Genomic DNA, 17,818 nt, shown 5'->3' on the forward strand with positions numbered 1-17,818 from the left:
GCCGTTTCATTAATTTTGGAGCGGCTTATTTTTTTGTTGTTAGCCGAAACTTTAACTTCGTACAAATTTTTTCTTAATGAGTGCAGATAAAAATCACGATCATATTGAAAACAATGAGCGATATAAAAGCTTGAATGTGAATAAAGGGATTGACCGACCGGAGATATTTAATGAAAATTCGATTCAGCGTTTCCTGAAAAATAAACGCAGGAAATTGCTTACTCCCGATGAGTATGTTGAGGGAATTCTGGCAGGAAACAGAACAACGCTTAGTCAGGCTGTTACGCTGGTGGAGAGCGCCAAAAAGGAACATCAGGAAGTCGCGCAGGAAATTATTACCAAATGTTTACCGCATAGTGGTAACTCACTTCGGATTGGAATTACCGGAGTTCCCGGAGTCGGTAAGAGTACGTTCATCGAGTCGATGGGTAAGTACATTACCAAGCGGGGAGGGAAACTGGCGGTGTTGGCGATCGATCCCAGCAGCGAGCGTTCGAAAGGAAGTATTTTGGGTGACAAAACCCGCATGGAAGAGCTTTCGTCCGATCCAAACGCATACATCCGTCCTTCGCCATCAGCAGGTTCGCTGGGAGGCGTTGCACGGAAAACACGCGAAACGATTGTGCTGTGCGAAGCAGCCGGGTTCGATACTATTTTTATTGAAACCGTAGGTGTTGGGCAAAGTGAAACAATGGTGCATTCAATGGTCGATTTCTTTTTATTGCTGATGCTTGCCGGAGCCGGCGACGAACTGCAGGGCATTAAACGGGGAATCATGGAAATGGCTGATGTTATCACCATTAACAAAGCGGATGGGAACAATATTGATAAAGCCGAAATGGCCAGAGTGCAGTATAAGAATGCGCTACATTTGTTTCCGCCAACTGATTCAGGATGGAAACCTGAAGTGCTCACTTGTTCTGCCATTCGACATGTTGGCATTGACAAAGTTTGGATGACGATATTAAAATATGTCGAATTAGTTAAAAAAAATAGTTATTTTCAGCACAAAAGAAACGAGCAATCCAAGTTTTGGATGTACGAAACAATCAACGACCGGTTGAAATCAGATTTTTACCAAAATGACATTCTCAAAGGTATGACTGCCGAATTTGAGAAAAAAGTGCTGGGGGAAGAAATGAGTTCTTTTGTGGCTGCTCGCGAATTATTAGAAAATTATTATCAATCAAAAAAAAATAACAAATGAGAAATTTAGGCTTGTTAGTTCTTGTATTGCTTTTTATCGCTTCGTGCCAAAGCAATTCTACAAAATACGAAGTGAGCGGCACTGTTGCCGGTCAGGATTCAGGTGCCGTGTACCTCGTGAAGGCAGAAAAAGGGCAGGCTGTTACAGTCGATACCACTCAACTGGTCAATGGAGCATTTCGTTTCGAGGGATCGGTCGAAATTCCGGAACTTCACTATTTAAGAATGAATGAACGGGACTATTTTGCTCAGTTCTTTCTTGAAAACACAGATATAAAAGTAGAAGCATACAAAGATAGTTTGCAAAGTACAAAGGTTACCGGCTCTCCTGCAACAGATACTTTTAATGAGTTTTTGGATGAGGTGAAAGTTATGAGCGACAAAATGAAAGAATACCAGCAAGAGTATTCGGCTGCTGCTGCCACCGGAAATCAGAGTGAAATGGATCGGATTAAAATAGATGCAGATGCTTCGAATGAAAACATGCAGGTTTTTGCTAAGAATTTTGTCAAAGAACACAGTAATTCAATTGTTGCTCCATTTATAACCTTAACACAATTGTCGCAACAATTAGATTTTCAGGAACTGAAAGAGTTGGTTGACATGTTTCCGACCCAATTGGATTCATCGGTTTACACACAACAATTAAAAGAATTTATTGAAGAAAAAGGCCGCACGGCTGTTGGTACAGAGGCCCCGGGATTTACAATGAACGACACGGAAGGTAATCCGGTGAGCTTGTCGTCTTTCAAAGGGAAATATTTATTGATCGATTTCTGGGCTTCGTGGTGTGGCCCTTGCCGGAAGGAAAACCCCAATGTGGTTAATGCCTACAATAAGTTTAACGATAAGAATTTTGAAATTCTCGGTGTTTCGTTAGATCGCGATAAAGATGCGTGGCTAAAAGCAATCGACGAAGACAATTTAACCTGGACACATGTTTCAGATCTTAAATATTGGCAAAATGAAGTTGCCCGGTTGTATGGGGTAAATTCTATTCCTCATTCAATCTTGCTTGATCCGGATGGAAAAATTATTGCGAAGAACCTGCGAGGTCAGGACTTACATGATAAATTAGGCGAACTTTTAAATTAGATATTCAACCGGCTTTTACAGCCGGTTTTTTTTGCTTCGTTCTGGACCTGGTTTTTGGCAAACATGTTTGTTAGCCGGAATCAATATTTTAAAAAACTTTTTAGCACGTTTAGCTGTTTTTTTAAGCGAATAAATCAAATTCAGTTAATTCAAGAATTATGAGTTACGATGTACTAGTAATAGGAAGTGGCCCCGGAGGCTACGTGGCTGCCATAAGAGCCTCTCAGTTAGGTCTGAAAGTTGGTGTAGTTGAAAAGGAAAATATTGGAGGAGTCTGCCTGAATTGGGGCTGTATTCCAACAAAATCATTATTAAAAAGTGCTGAAGCGTTAAGCTACGCGAAGCATGCGGCCGATTATGGCGTAAGCATTGGCGGCGAGATAAAAGCTGATTTCAGTGCGATGGTGAAACGAAGCCGTGACGTTGCCGACAGCAATAGCAAAGGAATTCAGTTCCTGTTCAAAAAGAATAAAATTGAAGTTATTAATGGATACGGACGACTGAAAGGCAAAGGCAAAGTTGAGGTTGAAGACGAAAAAGGAAAGAAAACAGAGGTTTCGGCCAAGCATATTATTTTAGCAACAGGCGCTCGTTCGCGCGAATTGCCAAGCTTAAAGCAAGATGGTAAAAAAATTATAGGTTATCGCGAAGCAATGACCTTGGACAAGCAACCTAAGTCGATGGTTGTGGTTGGTTCCGGAGCGATTGGTAGCGAGTTTGCCAATTTCTACCATAACATTGGTACCGAAGTTACCTTGGTTGAATTTATGCCAACCCTGGTTCCGAATGAAGACGAAGAGGTAGCCAAAACATTGGAGCGTACCTTCAAAAAGGATAAAATGAAGGTGATGACCAGTTCATCAGTTGAATCGGTAGATACCAAAGGAAAGCTTTGCAAAGTAGTCGTAAAGACGAAAAAAGGCGAAGAAACCATTGAAGCGGAGATTGTACTTTCAGCCGTAGGAATTGCTCCAAATACTGAAAACATCGGCCTCGAAGAACTTGGTGTTGACATGGAGAAAGGCAAGGTTAAAGTAGACGATTATTATAAAACAAATGTTGATGGCGTTTATGCCATTGGCGATATTGTGCACGGGCCTGCTTTGGCCCACGTTGCATCGGCTGAAGGTATTTGCTGTGTGGAGAAGATTGCCGGCGAAAGTCCCGAACCGATCGACTATGGAAATATTCCCGGATGTACATACACCAGCCCCGAAGTATCGTCGGTTGGAATGACGGAGAAGAAAGCGAAAGAAGCCGGTTACGATATTAAAGTGGGTAAGTTCCCATTTACTGCAAGTGGTAAAGCAAAAGCAGCCGGTAAAACCGATGGTTTTGTGAAGCTGATTTTTGATTCGAAATACGGCGAATTGCTGGGTGCCCATCTGATTGGTGGTAATGTAACCGAAATGATTGCAGAATTGGTTGTAGCCAAAAAACTGGAAATTACGGGACACGAATTGATTAAGTCAATTCACCCACACCCAACCATGAGCGAAGCCATTATGGAAGCTGCCGCTGCTGCCTACGACGAAGTCATACACATTTAATGCAAAATAGCTTTTTAGGGTTAAACATTGGAGCCGTTCCGAATTCATTTTCGGAGCGGCTTTTTCTGTGCCTGTATTTGAGAATTCGATTGAATCAAAAGCGAACCCTCGGCCGGGCGTTTTGACAGCCTTTGCGCTTTTCGCCTTGCGGTGAAGTGGGGGAATTGCTACTGAATACTGTAACTGTACACTGTGACTTTCCTTTCCTTGTTTTCTAGTTCAAAACCATCGTAGGCCGGGCTTTTCGCCTAACGGCGAAGTTGAGGATTTGGCTGTCCCATTTGAATGCTCGTCTTCCTGAACTCGTTTCAGGATCTGCTGGCGATTAGCTCAATGCTTGTTGGATTCCCTTTCATGATCCTCCTCCCAGATTTAACCAGTCAGCAAAATGATGGAACGATGCAACATTTCGATGAGCCGATGAAGTGTGGAAACGAAAACTTCCACCTTTTTTATTCAATCGAGCGGTTCGGGACACCAAGCTTGCATCTTTTTCATGGAAGTGTTCATCAGTTTGCTGCAAGCCTGAAGCAAAATGCTGCAAGCCTGAATGTTTTTCGCGGAAGTTTTCAACAAAAAGATTCAACGCTGAACTCAAAAGATGCTCCGTTGAATCAAAATCAGGCAGCGTTGCACCTCAGGGGTGCTCGCTTGAATGTTTTTCATGCTCCGGTGCATCTCCAGGGTGCAAGCGAGCATATTGGAAGTGGGTACCCCCACTTCCGAAGTACCCTGATGCACCTCCGAGGTACCCCTTTACATGTTAAATAGACTTTGTTGAACCTCTCAATTCATACGGCTCTTGTTATACAGTCAACTTTTATCAGACTAACCGGTAGCCCACCACCCTGCTCTCCGGGATATTTTAAAAACAGTTGGTGGCTGGCTTGGGCATCATTGGTACAAATCCAGAATAGGCGGGGTATTTTGGCCAATACCAATAATTTTTATCGACTCATGACATCAGGTTGTCATTGGTCAGGTATATATTAGTGCTAATTAATCATTGTAAAATGTTTCCACTCCAGAGGTTCATATTTATTTATACCTAACTGAACCCATAAAGACGGTTGATAACGACTGAGCGGTCTGAAAAATTTAAGGTCAGTATTATTTTGAGTAGCAATGCCGAAAAATGAAATAGAAACATATTATCCTAAAAGCCAAGCCGATTGGCGAAAGTGGTTAGAGCGAAATCATCAGTCAAAACAGGCTGTTTGGCTTGTTTATTATAAGTCATCAACAAAAGTGGCCTCTATTAGTTGGAGTGAAGCAGTTGATGAAGCACTTTGCTTTGGGTGGATCGATAGCACTAAAAAGACCATTGACAAAGAAAGGTACATGCAATATTTCAGCAGAAGAAAATCGACTAGTACCTGGTCAAAAATAAACAAAGACAAAGTTGCCAAACTCATCCAAAACAACCGAATGACGGAAGCAGGTTTTGACAGCATAGCAACGGCCAAAGAAAATGGAACCTGGTCGCTAATGGATGATATCGAAAAATTGATTATTCCGGAGGATTTAAGAATTGCATTGAATCAAAATGAACGTTCAATGGAATTTTTTCAGAGCCAGTCAAAATCAATTAAAAAATCAATGTTGCATTGGGTTGTCATTGCTAAAAGAATGGAAACAAGGAAGAAAAGAATTGCAGAAATAGCACGATTGGCTGCCCAAGGAATAAGACCAAATCAGTTTAGATAAAAAACGGCTTACAAGAAATAGAGCTTTAAGCAGCGTGTAGTCCCAAGCTTCGGTCTTATTTTCTCAAAATTTCAATTTCACCACTGGTGCCCAGCTTAATAATGCTGGATGGTTCTTTCGGGCTAATGTCGTCCTGGCGGTATTCCACCACGTAATCAACTGCGTCTTTAATTTCGGGAATAATTTCATCAAAAAAGGAAGGAGAGGGTTCCCCGCTGATGTTGGCTGATGTCGACACGATGGGCTTTTTAAAGCGTTGAATCAGCTGTCGGGTAAACTCTTCGGAGGTGATGCGAATACCAATACTGCCGTCCTGCGCGACGAGGTTTTTAGCCAGATTTTTAGCTCCCGGGTAAATGATGGTCATGGGCTTTTCGGTGACTTCAATCAAGTCTAAGGCGATTTCGGGGACTTCCTCCACATAACGACTCAGGAAATTTATGTTTTCCATTAGCACCAGCATACTTTTGGAGTCTTCGCGTTCCTTCAGTTGATAAATTTTTTGCACGGCTTCTTCGTTGGTGGCATCGCAGCCAATTCCCCAGATGGTGTCGGTTGGGTACAGTATAATTCCGCCGGAGTGAAGCACTTCAAGCGCTTTTTTGATGTCGTTGTGCATGATGTTGTTTCTTTATTTATTTTCACTTCAAAAATACAAAACCGGGCGGTAATTTTCAGTCATAAAAAAGCCGGAAATGCGAACATTCCCGGTTTTCTATTCTATCTGGTTTCTTTATTATTCAAACTTGTTGGCCGCCTCAAAATCTACAGTCGCGTACAAATCATCGTAAGTCTCAGCTCGTCTGATTTCTACCACCTCGCCGTTTTCGCGCAGCAACAATTCAGCCGAACGTAATTTGCCGTTGTAGTTGAATCCCATCGAATGGCCATGTGCTCCGGTGTCGTGAATAACGACCAGATCATCAGGGTTAATTTCAGGGAGCAATCGGTTGATCGCAAACTTGTCGTTATTTTCGCAAAGCGAGCCGGTAACGTCGTAGAGCTGGCTGTGTGGCGCATTCTCTTTACCCATAACCGTAATGTGGTGGTGAGCTCCGTACAATGCCGGGCGCATCAGGTTTGCCATGCACGAATCTAAACCGGCGTATTTTTTATAAGTTTCTTTAATGTGCAACACTCTGGAAACCAAAAATCCGAATGGTCCGGTAATGGCACGACCCGATTCAAAGTAGATTTTCAGTGGATCAAGACCATTGCCGACAATCATTTTTTCGTATAACTTTTTGATGCCTTTGCTCACCTTCTTCAGGTTTACCGGCTTGTGTTCGTTTTTGTATGGAATACCAATTCCGCCTCCCAGGTTGGCGAATTCAAATTTGATATCCAGCTCTTTGGCAACGTCAACAATCACGTCAAAAACGATCTCAGCGGTTTCAACAAAGTAGTCAGCATCCAGCTCGTTCGAAGCCACCATGGTGTGAATTCCAAAGCGCTTTACACCTTTTGCTTTCAGTATTTTATAACCTTCGAACAGTTGCTCGCGGGTAAAACCGTATTTCGAGTCTTCCGGGTTTCCAATGATGATGTTTCCACCTTTTAGTGCTCCGGGATTATAGCGGAAGCTAACCAGCTCGGGAAGTCCTGCGTGTTTTTCCAGAAATTCGATGTGTTTAATATCGTCGAGGTTGATAACAGCTCCAAGCTCCATGGCTTTCTGGTATTCTTCGGCCGGCGTATCGTTGGAGGTGAACATGATTTCTTCGCCACGCATGCCAATTTTTTCAGCCAGCAATAACTCGGCCATCGAGCTACAGTCGATTCCAAAGCCCTGCTTGTGCAGTAATTTCATCAGGAAGGGGTTTGGAGCTGCTTTTATCGCGTAGTACTCCTTAAAACCTTCGTTCCACGAAAAGGCATCGACGAATTTTTCCGCGTAATCCAACATCCCTTTTTCATCATAGATATGAAAGGGGGTTGGGTGTTTTTCGATAATCTGTTCTAATTGTTCTTTGTCAAATGGTAATTTCTTCTCCAACATAAATTTATTTGTTTTTTTGCGATGCGCAAAGATACAATTTTGGCAGGACTATTTAGAATAAATCTGTTTAACAAGGCTGCATTGTTAACCAACAGTTGATGCAGAATTGTGCCGATTAGCTTATTGGATTGACAATCGGAAAACAGGCAAACGTGGTCCCGCTATCATTTAGATCAGATCATTAAGAAGCTCCTGACTTAAATAACCGCTGGCTATTTCCCTCACTTCACCGGTCATTTGAATTTCCCAGTCTTCGGCAATCTCCAGTTTCAATTTACCTCCCGGCATCTTCATGGTAATCTTACGGTTGGCCAGGCCTTTTTTCACCATCATAGCAGCCACCGCGCTCGATGAGCTTCCTGAGGCCAGCGTGTATCCGGCACCCCGCTCCCAGATTCGGATCTCCACTTCGTTAGGCGATAGTACCTTTGCAAATTGAAGGTTGATGCGGTTTGGGAATTTAGGGTGATTTTCAATCTCCGAACCATATTGTTTGATCTCTGCTTCCGACAGTTCATCTTTCAGAATTACGCAATGCGGATTGCCTACCGACACACAGTTGATTAAATAGGTTTTATCTTTCAGTTGTAATTCCTGGTCGATGCACTCGCTTTGGTCGCTCACTACCGGAATTTTTTCAGCTTCAAAAATAGCTTTGCCCATATCCACCTTAATCATGTGGGCTTTGTTATTTAGGGTTTCAATAACTTCGGCTGTAACCACTCCACCAAGCGTGTCAATGCTAAACGACTTACTTTTGGTGTGTCCGTAATCGTACAAGTATTTTGCAAAAATACGTAAGCCATTGCCACTCTTCTCCGCCTCCGAACCATCCGGATTTAAAATGCGCAAGCCAAAGTCAGCTTTGTCGCTGTTGGTCAATAATAAAATACCGTCTGATCCAATGCCATAGTGTACATCGCAAACGGTTTTTATATTTGGGACACTCATTTCAAAAGTGATATCCTGACTGTTCATCACGATATAGTCGTTGCCTAAACCGTGCGATTTCACAAAGAAGTTTTTCATATTTTCAAGCTAAATAAGAGGTTCCAACAAAATTAGCAACAGTTTTTATGTTGGCAAGAGAAATGAAAAAGTAAAAGGAGCTTAAGCTCCTTTTAATAATATTATTCGGCTTGTGTTTCTTTTAAAATGCGACTTTGATTCCAAGCCCCGGGTCAATGGCAAAAAAGGCACCACCGTCGGTTACAACTTCCAGGTAAGGCTTAAAGTCGAGACTAAATGCAATGGGTGCCTGAGGTATTTTATACTCCAGGCCAACAATTCCATCAACTCCTAATCCCAGATCTCCATCATCATCGCCATGAGGGTGCTTGTACCAGCCGGGGCCTCCGCGCCCGTCGAAGTCATCACCATAAATGGCAACGTGTCCTCCAACTCCATAATACCAAAACAAACCGGGTTCATTAAAAGCCATCCGATTTTTTTCCCAAAGAGCGGTAATGCTTAATCCGTCATTCCAGAATCCCACGATTCCTTCAATTGCCGAAGGTCCATAGTTTTTTTTGAGTGTCAATCCTGATGTTCCGCCTGATCGTACTCCAACGGCAAAATCGTATTGCGCCATGGCTGATCCGGACAGAAACAAGATTAGTGCAACTATTAAGATATTTTTTTTCATAACATACTGTATTAAAGTTCTGCTTGGATTTAAGCCAAAAACGTACCTGAGATATCAGGATAGTCTGTAATGGGGTGATATAGAGTAGGGATGAGTGTTTTTCCAAGGTTGTAACACAATCCGTTAAACGTTGAATGTGTAGATAATGTACCTCACGTTGGGTAGGGAATTATTCAACTCAGGAAGCAAGCCTGATTCATTCAAAATACATCGATGGATTAGCAAGTGATAGAAGATCAGTTGATTATTGTTTTGCTGTGTTGGCGGAGGATGAGCTGGCACAGTTATTTGATAATGGATAACCAACAAATCAAAAACTGTAAACACCATGAAAACAATTGGAGTTAGAAAAAAGACAACATTTTCAATATTGCTTGCAATCATGATCATTTTTGCTTCGTGTAATAGTTCAAAAACATTTAAAGGAGGAGCAATAGGAGCTGGTGCTGGAGGAGCTATCGGAGGAGTAATCGGTTCCGGATCTGACAATACCGCAAAAGGAGCCATATTAGGTGCCGTTATTGGAGGTACTGCAGGAGCATTAGTTGGAAATTATATGGACAGGCAGGCTGAAGAACTTCAGGACGACCTTGAAGGTGCTACCGTAACACGTATTGGCGAAGGGATTAAAATAACATTTGATTCCGGGATTCTTTTCGGTTTCGATTCGGCTAAATTAACTGAAGCATCCAAAGCCAATATTCAGGAACTAGCAGAGACGCTCAAAAAGTATGATGATACAGAAATTTTAATTGAAGGTCATACCGATGATCGTGGAACCGACGAATACAATCAGCAGTTGTCGGAACAGCGGGCTGCATCCGTTGGAGATTTGCTATTAGGTCTTGGAGTTAGTGATACCAGAGTTACTCAGGTGGGATATGGAGAGTCTCAGCCCATTGCTGATAATGCAACGGAGAACGGACGTCGATTAAATCGCCGTGTTGAGGTTGCTATTTTCGCTAATGATAAGCTTAAAAGGGCTGCGAAAAGAGGAGACATTGGCGAACTAGAATAAACACAAATCAAAAATAGAAGAAATTATGAAAAAATATGTTTTACTGTCCAGCATCTTTTGTTTGCTGGTAAGTACCGTTGCTGTAGGACAAGAGTCTACAGCCGGGTTTAAAGGTGGTATTAACCTTTCGACTTTAACCACTGATGGGAATAATGATAAAAACCTTAAAGTCGGTTTTCATGCCGGAGTATATAATAAAATACCTCTTGGCAAGTCGTTTTCTGTTCAACCTGAGTTACTATACTCAGGAAAAGGTATAAAGCTAAATTATAACGGAAGTGCTTTTGCAGATGGCGACACCAAGTTTAATCTCAACTATATTGAATTGCCCGTAAAACTGGTTTTTAATCTTGCCGAAGATTTTGAATTTCAGTTTGGCCCTTATGTTGCCTATTTAGTGAATGCCAATGTTGATACAGATGCTGACGTTCTTAATTTTTGGCAAATTAATTCTGAAGATGAAATCGACCGCGATCGCTTCAAATCGTTGGATTATGGTGTTTCTCTTGGACTGGGATTCGACCTGGATGCTTTGATATTTGGGTTTAACTATAATCTTGGATTAACGCAAGTAGCGAAGGATGATGATCTCTCTTATGACGTGCTTGGAGACGCAAAAAATTCTGTCATTCAAGTATATGCAGGACTTAGATTTTAAAATCACTTTAAAAAATTATTTATGTTACGTTTAGTTATTATCTTTTTATTAGTTGCATTAGTTGCTGCATTGTTTGGTTTTGGAGGAATTGCGGCAGGAGCAGCTGAAATTGCAAAAATAATCTTTTACATTTTTATTGTCCTTCTGTTATTATCCTTAATTGCAGGTGGTTTCAGGGGGTGGAAATAGATCTCCAATAATAAGTAATAGGTGTTTTTTTCGACAGGGGTTCTCAATTATTGAGAGCCTCTGTTTTTTTTTGTAAATGGGGACGATTGGGGATTAATCTTCCATTTCTTTTAGAATATTCTCAACCTCGGTCTCCGTTTTGTGAAGCTTGTCTTTGCAAAGCTTAATGAGTGTTGATACTCTTTTTACTTTGGTTGACAATTCATCCACATCGAGTTCTTCATTTTCAATTTTTTCAAGAATCTCATCAATCTCGTTCACTGCTTCCTGATAGGTTGGTTTTTTTGCTGCCATAGCTCTTATTTTTTTGTGATTTTACTTTTTACTTTTCCGTCTGATAATTGGGTTTCTATCTCATCGCCATCGGATAATTGTTTCGTCGACTTGATTAAATGGCCTCCGCTATAAGTTAAACTGTATCCTCGTTTCAATACGCTTTTAGGATCCATCAAACGAACTTGCCCTTCAAAATTAGTCAGTTTGTTTTCTTCTTCCTTTAACGTGTTTTTAAGGCGAATTTTAAAAAGCTCTTGCGATTGGGTCAACTGGTTACGCTTAATTCTGAACTGTCGTTGCATAAAAAAATGGAGGTTGTCCAATTTGCGATTCAATTGATAGTTTTGCTCATTGATGTGAGCGACCCCTAATTTTTCAATCAGATGTTTATGATCTTGTCGCTGTTGCTTTTTTGCTGCGAGAAATGCTGGTATTGATTTTTCTAGTCTGAAATTCGTCAGGTTAAACCGATTATTTTCCTCGCTAACCAATTCGCGCACCCCTTGAGTTAATTTTTGCATCGAGCTTTTCAAAAATTCTTTTTCGGAGTGAAGCCGATCTTCAACCTGCTCTACGAACCGTTCTTTCATTTCGTCCAGCATTTGCTCGAAGGCTGCCGCTCCACTTATCAAAAATTCAGCTACGGCTGTTGGGGTTTTCAGCTTAGTGTGAGCTACTAAATCAACGGCTGTTTCATCTTTGTCGTGCCCAATTCCCGTTAGTACAGGTATTGGCAATTGGGTGATGTGATAGGCTAATTCGTAATGATCGAAACTGGCCAAATCAATTTGCGCGCCTCCACCACGGATAATGACCACCAAATCAAAAAAATCTTCATATTCAAACACTTGCTCCAACGCGATGATGATGGACGCAGCCGCATCTTTCCCCTGCATGATTGCGGGAAACAGCTTCGTGTAAAAATGGATATTGTAAGCATTGTTGGCCAGCTGGTTCTGGAAGTCTTGCAGCCCGGCTGCTGTTGGTGACGAAACAATCGCAATTCGCTGGGGCACCAGCGGAAGTTCCAGCTCCTTATTCATATCAACCACACCATCTTCTTCGAGCTGAAGCAGAATTTCACGTCGCTTACGAGCCATGTCGCCCATCGTGTAGGTGGGATCAATATCCCGAATATTCAGGCTCAATCCGTACATCGGGTGAAACTCCACTTTGGCGCTGACGAGTACTTTTAACCCCTCTGAAAAAGTCTGCCCCGTTGTGGTTTCAAAGAACGGTTTCAGCATGCGAAACGTATACGACCAAATGGTTGCCCGACAACGAGCGACGACATTCTTTGTGGCTTCATCAATGTCAACCAATTCCAGATAACAATGGCCGGTACGGTTCTGATTAAGTTCGCTGATCTCAGCTTTTATCCACAACAGGTTGGGGAAAGCATCATCAAGTTGCTCTTTTATTTGATTGTTGAGTTCCGAAAGAGTGAGCTGTGCTGCCGTCATACTCTAATTGACCTTTATCAGTTTGATTACCGTACTCTCGGTATTTGTTTCAATTTTTAGCAGAATTAATCCGGCAGGCAAGTTAGCCAAATTCGGTAAAAAAATAGAAGGCGCATATTGAAAAACTTGCTTGTAAAGGCAATTACCAAGAGCCGAAAAAAAGCTGATGGTGATTTCACCTATCGGTTGTGGAGTGGTCTGAAATAAATAGATGCTCTCACGAAAAGGATTTGGCAAAGCTGTCCATTTGTCGATTTTAGCATGCGGATCGTCTGGACGAAGAAATAGATTGGCCAACTGAAAATTAGGTATTCCATAGCCCAGCGTGTCGTTGGGAGACGCATATTGCGAGGCACTTTTTTCGAGTGCTTCTTTTATTTCCAGGTTGGTTGCTTCGGGGTGTGCCTGCCACAAGCAGGCTGCCATTCCGGCCAGCACCGGCGATGCGAAAGAAGTGCCATTTGACGGGCCGATACTTCCATCCGTTTTTTGCAGAATGGTTCCCCAGCCAACTGCTGCGAGATTCGGTTTTACGTCGCCATCGGCACTTGGGCCTAAAGAGCTAAACGGAGCCCAAATGCTATCGTTATTAACTGCCCCAACACCAATTACCACGTCTCCATCCGAAGGGGCAACCAAATATTTCCAAGGATTATCAGCTTCGTTTCCTGCGCTGGAAAATACCAGCATGCCTTTTTCTACCGCAATGTTTGCTGCTTTCGTAATTCGGGTGGTGTTTCCGTCCATCTCAGCATAGCTGTGATTCATATTCGGGTCATCAAAGGTTGTATAACCCAGCGAAGAATTAATGACATCGCAGCCGGCACTGTCAGCCCATTCTGCAGCCGCTACCCAATTGTCTTCTTCAATCAGGTATTCGGTTGCTCCATCTTCGCTGCGCAGCAAATAGTACGATGCTTTGGGAGCGGTTCCAATTAATTCATTTTTGACATATCCTCCCATTGTTGAAAGTACATTCGTGCCATGGGTGTGTGCCAGAAAAACGTCACCTCCGGGATCGACAAAATCTTTGGTTCCCAGTATTCGGTTTTCGCCCCACAGTTGCTCGAAAGCCGGTAACTCATCGACTTTATAAAAGCCGGCATCTAAAACAGCAATGTACATGCCTTCGCCCTGATAGCCGAGTGCATGCAGCAGTTGCCCGTTAAACAGTTGCAGTTGGTGGTAAGAAGAACCGTAGTCTGTGATGTTAATTTCATTGAGTTGATGCTCGGTTTGAAATTTATTGCGAGCTGATTTCAAGAAAATACCGGGTTTGGTGAGTTCAGAAAAGGCAATGAAATTCAGGTTCTGCCTGATTTGTTCGTAAATGGATTTGGTTGCTCGAATGGTTGCTCCATTCAGCCATTTCGATGTATGAATGATTTCTGCTCCCTGCTCTTGCAGCTGTTGCAGGTAGTTGACCGACACCGGCAAATCACGTTCATCAATCGCAATGTTTTGTTTTTGACGACGTTCAATTGCGCGCGGCGATAAAAATTGTTCCGGCTGACTGATGCTAAAAACTGTCCCCGACTTGTCTTCAAATTGTATCCAGTAGAAGTTTTCGACTTCATTTTGAGCCACTAGGTTTCCTGTCAGCATGATTAGGGAAGCAATAAACAAACAGGATTTTAACATCGCTTATCTTTCAATTTTGTTACATCAGGCAAATTTGAGGTTATCACGTAACACCAATCAATTATCGCGGAAGAATATTATTCTTTTGCATGTATTGCATTGGATCGTTCATGAATTTTTCGGGATCAACCAATTTGCTTTTGTTTTTCTCCAACTCGTTGAACTTTAGTTGCTGAATACTATCTAAAACCATTGGATTCATCAGGATTCCCATGTCGTAAATAAGCGAATGTGAAAAGTCGCCATTTGGATGATAATAATTCCACGCTTTATCTCGTAATCCCATTGTATAAAAAGCATCTAATTCAAGTTTTCCGTCTTGGTAATAAACTTTACACGTGCCTTCTCGTTTGGCATTTTTCATCATGCACTCCATGTAAGGTTTGCCGTTTTTGAAATACGCACGGTAAACACCATCTTTCAAATCATATTTAAACGATGTTTGTTCAAAAAGTTCGCCAGTTGGATAATAGGTTTTTGAGATTCCATGTTTCAGGTTGTTGAGATATTCTTCTTCAGAAACCAGTTGACCTTTCTGAAAGAATTTCCAGAGGCCAGTTTTCAGCTGTCCAATATATTGGCCTTCAGCCATCAATTTCCCTTTAAGGTCATACAACTCAGCTTTTACCGTATCCGATTTTTCGGGATAGAACAATTTGGCTTTTAAAAACCCGCTGGTATGATAGCGTTTAAATTCACCAACGGGTTTATCATTTTTAAAATTTCCTTCGTAGATTTTGGTGCCATTGGGCAATTGTTTCATCCAGAAACCTTGCTTTTGCCCTTTTTCGTCTGTCTGATTGATGGAGTCCTGTGCATAACCTGTTTTCAGGAATACTAAGACGAGTAGCATTAAAATAATTTTCATGTGTTTATAATTGTTTATTTTTTGCAACACATGGAACTCGCTTTAAGTAATCATGCTCCTGCGTGTGACTATTTTTACATGCTCGTTTCATCATAACTTTATCTGAAAGCTTAAAACTACACCATTTTTTAGAAAAACTGACGAAATGACTTTTTGTTATTCAGCTCCCAATGATTTCAGTAAGTTGCGTACCGATTTTACAGACTCCACTTTGTAGGAAGCTTCTGTTTTTTTCAACCCTACTTTTATCGTATAGGCCGATTCAGGAAGTTCGCGGAACATGTACTCATCGGTCCAGTCGTCGCCCATAGCAAGAATAAAGTCGTAGTCGTCATCTCCTAAAAAGCGCTGAGCTGCGATGCCTTTGTTTATTCCTCCGGCTTTTACTTCAATGACTTTATTCCCTTCCATAATTTCCAGATTATGGTTGGCAATCATATTTCGAAGCTCATCCTTCAACTCGTTGGCTCTCAGTTCTCCTTGTTCAGGCTCTGCGTTCCGATAGTGCCAAACCAGCGAGTAGTTCTTTTCTTCAATAAAAGTTCCCGGTGTACGGTCAACAAAGTTCTCCAACAATGGTCGGATTGTTGGTTTCCATGTACTACTTATATTGTCGAGCATTTTCCAGTCTTCACCAATTTTCTTAAGCCAAACCCCATGTTCAACAATTAAATTAACCTTGTGATTTCCCAGCCATTTTTCAAGTGTTTCCCGGTCGCGTCCACTAATTATAGTGACGGTGTTTTTTTCATTCTCTTCCAACTTGGTAATTAGTTTGTGCAACTCTTCATCGGGGCTTGCTGCTTGTGGATCGTTATTAAACCCAACGAGCGTTCCATCGTAATCGAGAAATATGGCGCGTTTTTTTGCTGAAGCGAATTTTTCAACCAATTCTTTGCTTAAACTTGAGGTAATTCTTTTAGCCAGAAAGTGCTGTTGAATTCCTTCAACTTTTTTCAAGCCTTTTATAAATTCACCTGACCATTTAAATACATCGTACCTTCGAATTCGCGATTGTAAGTATTTCATTCTCCTTCGTTGCTCGTCCAATGGCATCGTTAATGCTTGGTTAATGCTGTCTGCAATTTCATCTTCGTTGTTCGGATTGATGATGATTGCCTCACCCAATTCTTTTACCGCTCCCGCCATCTCGCTAATAACCAACACGCCACTTTGATTCACTCTGCACGCAATATATTCTTTAGCAACCAGGTTCATTCCATCGCGCACCGGTGTAATTAGTGCCACATCGGAAGTGCTGTACAGTTCAATCAGGTTTTCAAACGGTAGCGAACGATAGAAATACCAGACTGGAGTGTAGTTCACATCACCGTATTGTCCATTAATCCGTCCAACAAGCTCATCAATTTCACTTTTTAATAGTTTGTATTGCTCTACTTCGTCGCGCGAAGGAACAACCAGCATAATGAGCGAAACCTGATTCCTGAACTCAGGATATTTATTTAGAAATTTTTCAAAAGCATGTAGCCTGTTTGGAATTCCCTTGGTATAATCCAGTCGATCAATCGATAAAATCAGCTTTCGGTCGGGCGATACCAGAAAATATTTTTCTAACTCTCGATGGAGCTCTGACTTTTCTTGCAGCGATTTATGAGTAATGTCCTTGGCCAGATTTTCAAATTTATCGTAGTCAATTCCCATTGGAAAAGCATCTGCCAAAATAATCCGATCCTCAAGATGAATCTCGTTGAAAGAAATTTCGTACCCCAACAATCGCCTCACTGAACTGAAAAAATGTCGTTCGTAATCATAAGTATGAAACCCGATCAGGTCGGAACCAAGCATTCCTTTAATTAACTCATTACGCCAAGGCAAAATGCGGAACACTTCGAATGAAGGAAACGGTATGTGAAGGAAAAAACCGATTGTAACATTTGGTTTAACTGACTTGATCATTTCGGGTACCAAGAGCAGCTGATAGTCGTGGATCCAGACAATGTCACCATCATCTACGGTTTCAAGTGCTTTTTGTGCAAACTTCTGGTTGACTTTTTTATAGGCTTCCCAGTAGTCTGGATTGTAATCGCAGAACTGTGCGAAGTAATGAAAGAGAGGCCAGATAACATTATTGCTAAAGCCTTCATAATAGAGATTGATTTCTTCTTTGCTTAAATGAACGGCAAGGCAGTCTTCGGTAACCAGTTTGTCGTCAATTTCAACAATTTCGTCTTCTGTCAGGTCGTCTTTTGCTAGGCCGGGCCAACCGATCCATTTTCCTCCATATTCTTTATAGATGGATCTCATTCCGGTAGCTAATCCTCCTACGCTTGGAGATAGTTCAAATGATTCTTCTTCTCTGCTTATACTTAGTGGCAATCGGTTTGATACGATGTGAATTTTGCTCATAACAGTTTTTATTTGGGTCTATTTATTGCTATCTGATTAATGTTTTCCTTCCTATTTACCAACACATTTTTTAATTAATTGTTGTAAAATTGACATTATTGAACCCCGAATGTAAAGAAGCGGATGTTCTTGACTC

17 protein-coding genes are annotated in these 17,818 nt (G+C 41.7%); 8 read left to right on the forward strand and 9 right to left on the reverse strand.

Annotation, left to right across the window (positions count from 1 at the left end):
• The first annotated feature begins 76 nt into the window (after positions 1 to 76).
• The 5 genes from meaB to GR929_RS04200 all read left to right on the forward strand — a co-directional run bounded on the left by meaB (position 77) and on the right by GR929_RS04200 (position 5,558).
• On the forward strand, positions 77 to 1,207 hold the full coding sequence (gene meaB, locus GR929_RS04180) for a methylmalonyl Co-A mutase-associated GTPase MeaB (RefSeq protein ID WP_159517675.1): 1,131 nt from the start codon (positions 77 to 79) through the stop codon (positions 1,205 to 1,207).
• The gene (locus GR929_RS04185) at positions 1,204 to 2,301 is read left to right on the forward strand and encodes a TlpA disulfide reductase family protein (RefSeq protein WP_201300900.1); all 1,098 of its coding nucleotides are present in this window, start codon (positions 1,204 to 1,206) and stop codon (positions 2,299 to 2,301) included. The genes meaB and GR929_RS04185 overlap by 4 nt, the downstream gene beginning before the upstream one ends.
• Positions 2,302 to 2,459: 158 nt before the next feature.
• Complete coding sequence (lpdA, locus tag GR929_RS04190) at positions 2,460 to 3,851, forward strand: dihydrolipoyl dehydrogenase (RefSeq protein ID WP_159517676.1); 1,392 nt, start codon at positions 2,460 to 2,462, stop codon at positions 3,849 to 3,851.
• Between the two features lie 399 nt (positions 3,852 to 4,250).
• Positions 4,251 to 4,622, forward strand: a complete 372-nt coding sequence (locus GR929_RS04195) for a hypothetical protein (protein WP_159517677.1) — start codon at positions 4,251 to 4,253, stop codon at positions 4,620 to 4,622.
• A gap of 354 nt (positions 4,623 to 4,976) precedes the next feature.
• Positions 4,977 to 5,558 (forward strand): YdeI/OmpD-associated family protein, encoded by a 582-nt coding sequence (locus GR929_RS04200; RefSeq protein WP_159517678.1) that lies wholly within the window; start codon positions 4,977 to 4,979, stop codon positions 5,556 to 5,558.
• A 55-nt stretch (positions 5,559 to 5,613) separates the two neighbouring features.
• Here GR929_RS04200 and GR929_RS04205 read toward each other — a convergent pair whose 3' ends face one another.
• The 4 genes from GR929_RS04205 to GR929_RS04220 form a co-directional block, all read right to left on the reverse strand.
• Positions 5,614 to 6,177 carry an L-threonylcarbamoyladenylate synthase gene (locus tag GR929_RS04205; RefSeq protein WP_159517679.1) on the reverse strand — a complete coding sequence of 188 codons (564 nt, stop codon included), beginning with the start codon at positions 6,175 to 6,177 and terminating at the stop codon, positions 5,614 to 5,616.
• A 117-nt stretch (positions 6,178 to 6,294) separates the two neighbouring features.
• On the reverse strand, positions 6,295 to 7,557 hold the full coding sequence (locus GR929_RS04210) for a diaminopimelate decarboxylase family protein (RefSeq protein ID WP_159517680.1): 1,263 nt from the start codon (positions 7,555 to 7,557) through the stop codon (positions 6,295 to 6,297).
• Positions 7,558 to 7,725: 168 nt separating this feature from the next.
• Positions 7,726 to 8,586 carry a diaminopimelate epimerase gene (gene dapF / locus GR929_RS04215; protein WP_159517681.1) on the reverse strand — a complete coding sequence of 287 codons (861 nt, stop codon included), beginning with the start codon at positions 8,584 to 8,586 and terminating at the stop codon, positions 7,726 to 7,728.
• A 121-nt stretch (positions 8,587 to 8,707) separates the two neighbouring features.
• Positions 8,708 to 9,202 (reverse strand): hypothetical protein, encoded by a 495-nt coding sequence (locus GR929_RS04220; protein ID WP_159517682.1) that lies wholly within the window; start codon positions 9,200 to 9,202, stop codon positions 8,708 to 8,710.
• A gap of 328 nt (positions 9,203 to 9,530) precedes the next feature.
• On the opposite strand from GR929_RS04220, the gene GR929_RS04225 reads away from it, so the two are divergent.
• From GR929_RS04225 to GR929_RS04235, 3 genes are read left to right on the forward strand one after another with little or no spacing between them, the layout of a single operon-like run.
• Entirely contained in the window at positions 9,531 to 10,220 is a 690-nt protein-coding gene (locus GR929_RS04225) for an OmpA family protein (protein WP_159517683.1), read from the forward strand.
• A 25-nt stretch (positions 10,221 to 10,245) separates the two neighbouring features.
• Positions 10,246 to 10,878, forward strand: a complete 633-nt coding sequence (locus GR929_RS04230) for a porin family protein (RefSeq protein ID WP_159517684.1) — start codon at positions 10,246 to 10,248, stop codon at positions 10,876 to 10,878.
• Between the two features lie 21 nt (positions 10,879 to 10,899).
• Positions 10,900 to 11,067: a DUF1328 family protein gene (locus GR929_RS04235; RefSeq protein WP_159517685.1), complete on the forward strand. Its 168-nt coding sequence runs from the start codon at positions 10,900 to 10,902 to the stop codon at positions 11,065 to 11,067.
• Between the two features lie 93 nt (positions 11,068 to 11,160).
• Here GR929_RS04235 and xseB read toward each other — a convergent pair whose 3' ends face one another.
• The 5 genes from xseB to GR929_RS04260 form a co-directional block, all read right to left on the reverse strand.
• Positions 11,161 to 11,361: an exodeoxyribonuclease VII small subunit gene (gene xseB, locus GR929_RS04240; protein ID WP_159517686.1), complete on the reverse strand. Its 201-nt coding sequence runs from the start codon at positions 11,359 to 11,361 to the stop codon at positions 11,161 to 11,163.
• A 5-nt stretch (positions 11,362 to 11,366) separates the two neighbouring features.
• Positions 11,367 to 12,806 carry an exodeoxyribonuclease VII large subunit gene (xseA, locus tag GR929_RS04245; protein WP_159517687.1) on the reverse strand — a complete coding sequence of 480 codons (1,440 nt, stop codon included), beginning with the start codon at positions 12,804 to 12,806 and terminating at the stop codon, positions 11,367 to 11,369.
• A 3-nt stretch (positions 12,807 to 12,809) separates the two neighbouring features.
• Positions 12,810 to 14,411 carry a S8 family serine peptidase gene (locus tag GR929_RS04250; protein WP_159517688.1) on the reverse strand — a complete coding sequence of 534 codons (1,602 nt, stop codon included), beginning with the start codon at positions 14,409 to 14,411 and terminating at the stop codon, positions 12,810 to 12,812.
• Positions 14,412 to 14,508: 97 nt separating this feature from the next.
• A complete protein-coding gene (locus GR929_RS04255) occupies positions 14,509 to 15,315 on the reverse strand; it encodes a toxin-antitoxin system YwqK family antitoxin (RefSeq protein WP_159517689.1) in 807 nt (268 codons plus the stop codon).
• A gap of 156 nt (positions 15,316 to 15,471) precedes the next feature.
• Entirely contained in the window at positions 15,472 to 17,682 is a 2,211-nt protein-coding gene (locus tag GR929_RS04260; protein ID WP_159517690.1) for a bifunctional alpha,alpha-trehalose-phosphate synthase (UDP-forming)/trehalose-phosphatase, read from the reverse strand.
• Positions 17,683 to 17,818: the final 136 nt, after the last annotated feature.

This window comes from Sunxiuqinia indica (assembly GCF_009847015.1).
Classification (GTDB): Bacteria; Bacteroidota; Bacteroidia; order Bacteroidales; family Prolixibacteraceae; genus Sunxiuqinia; species Sunxiuqinia indica.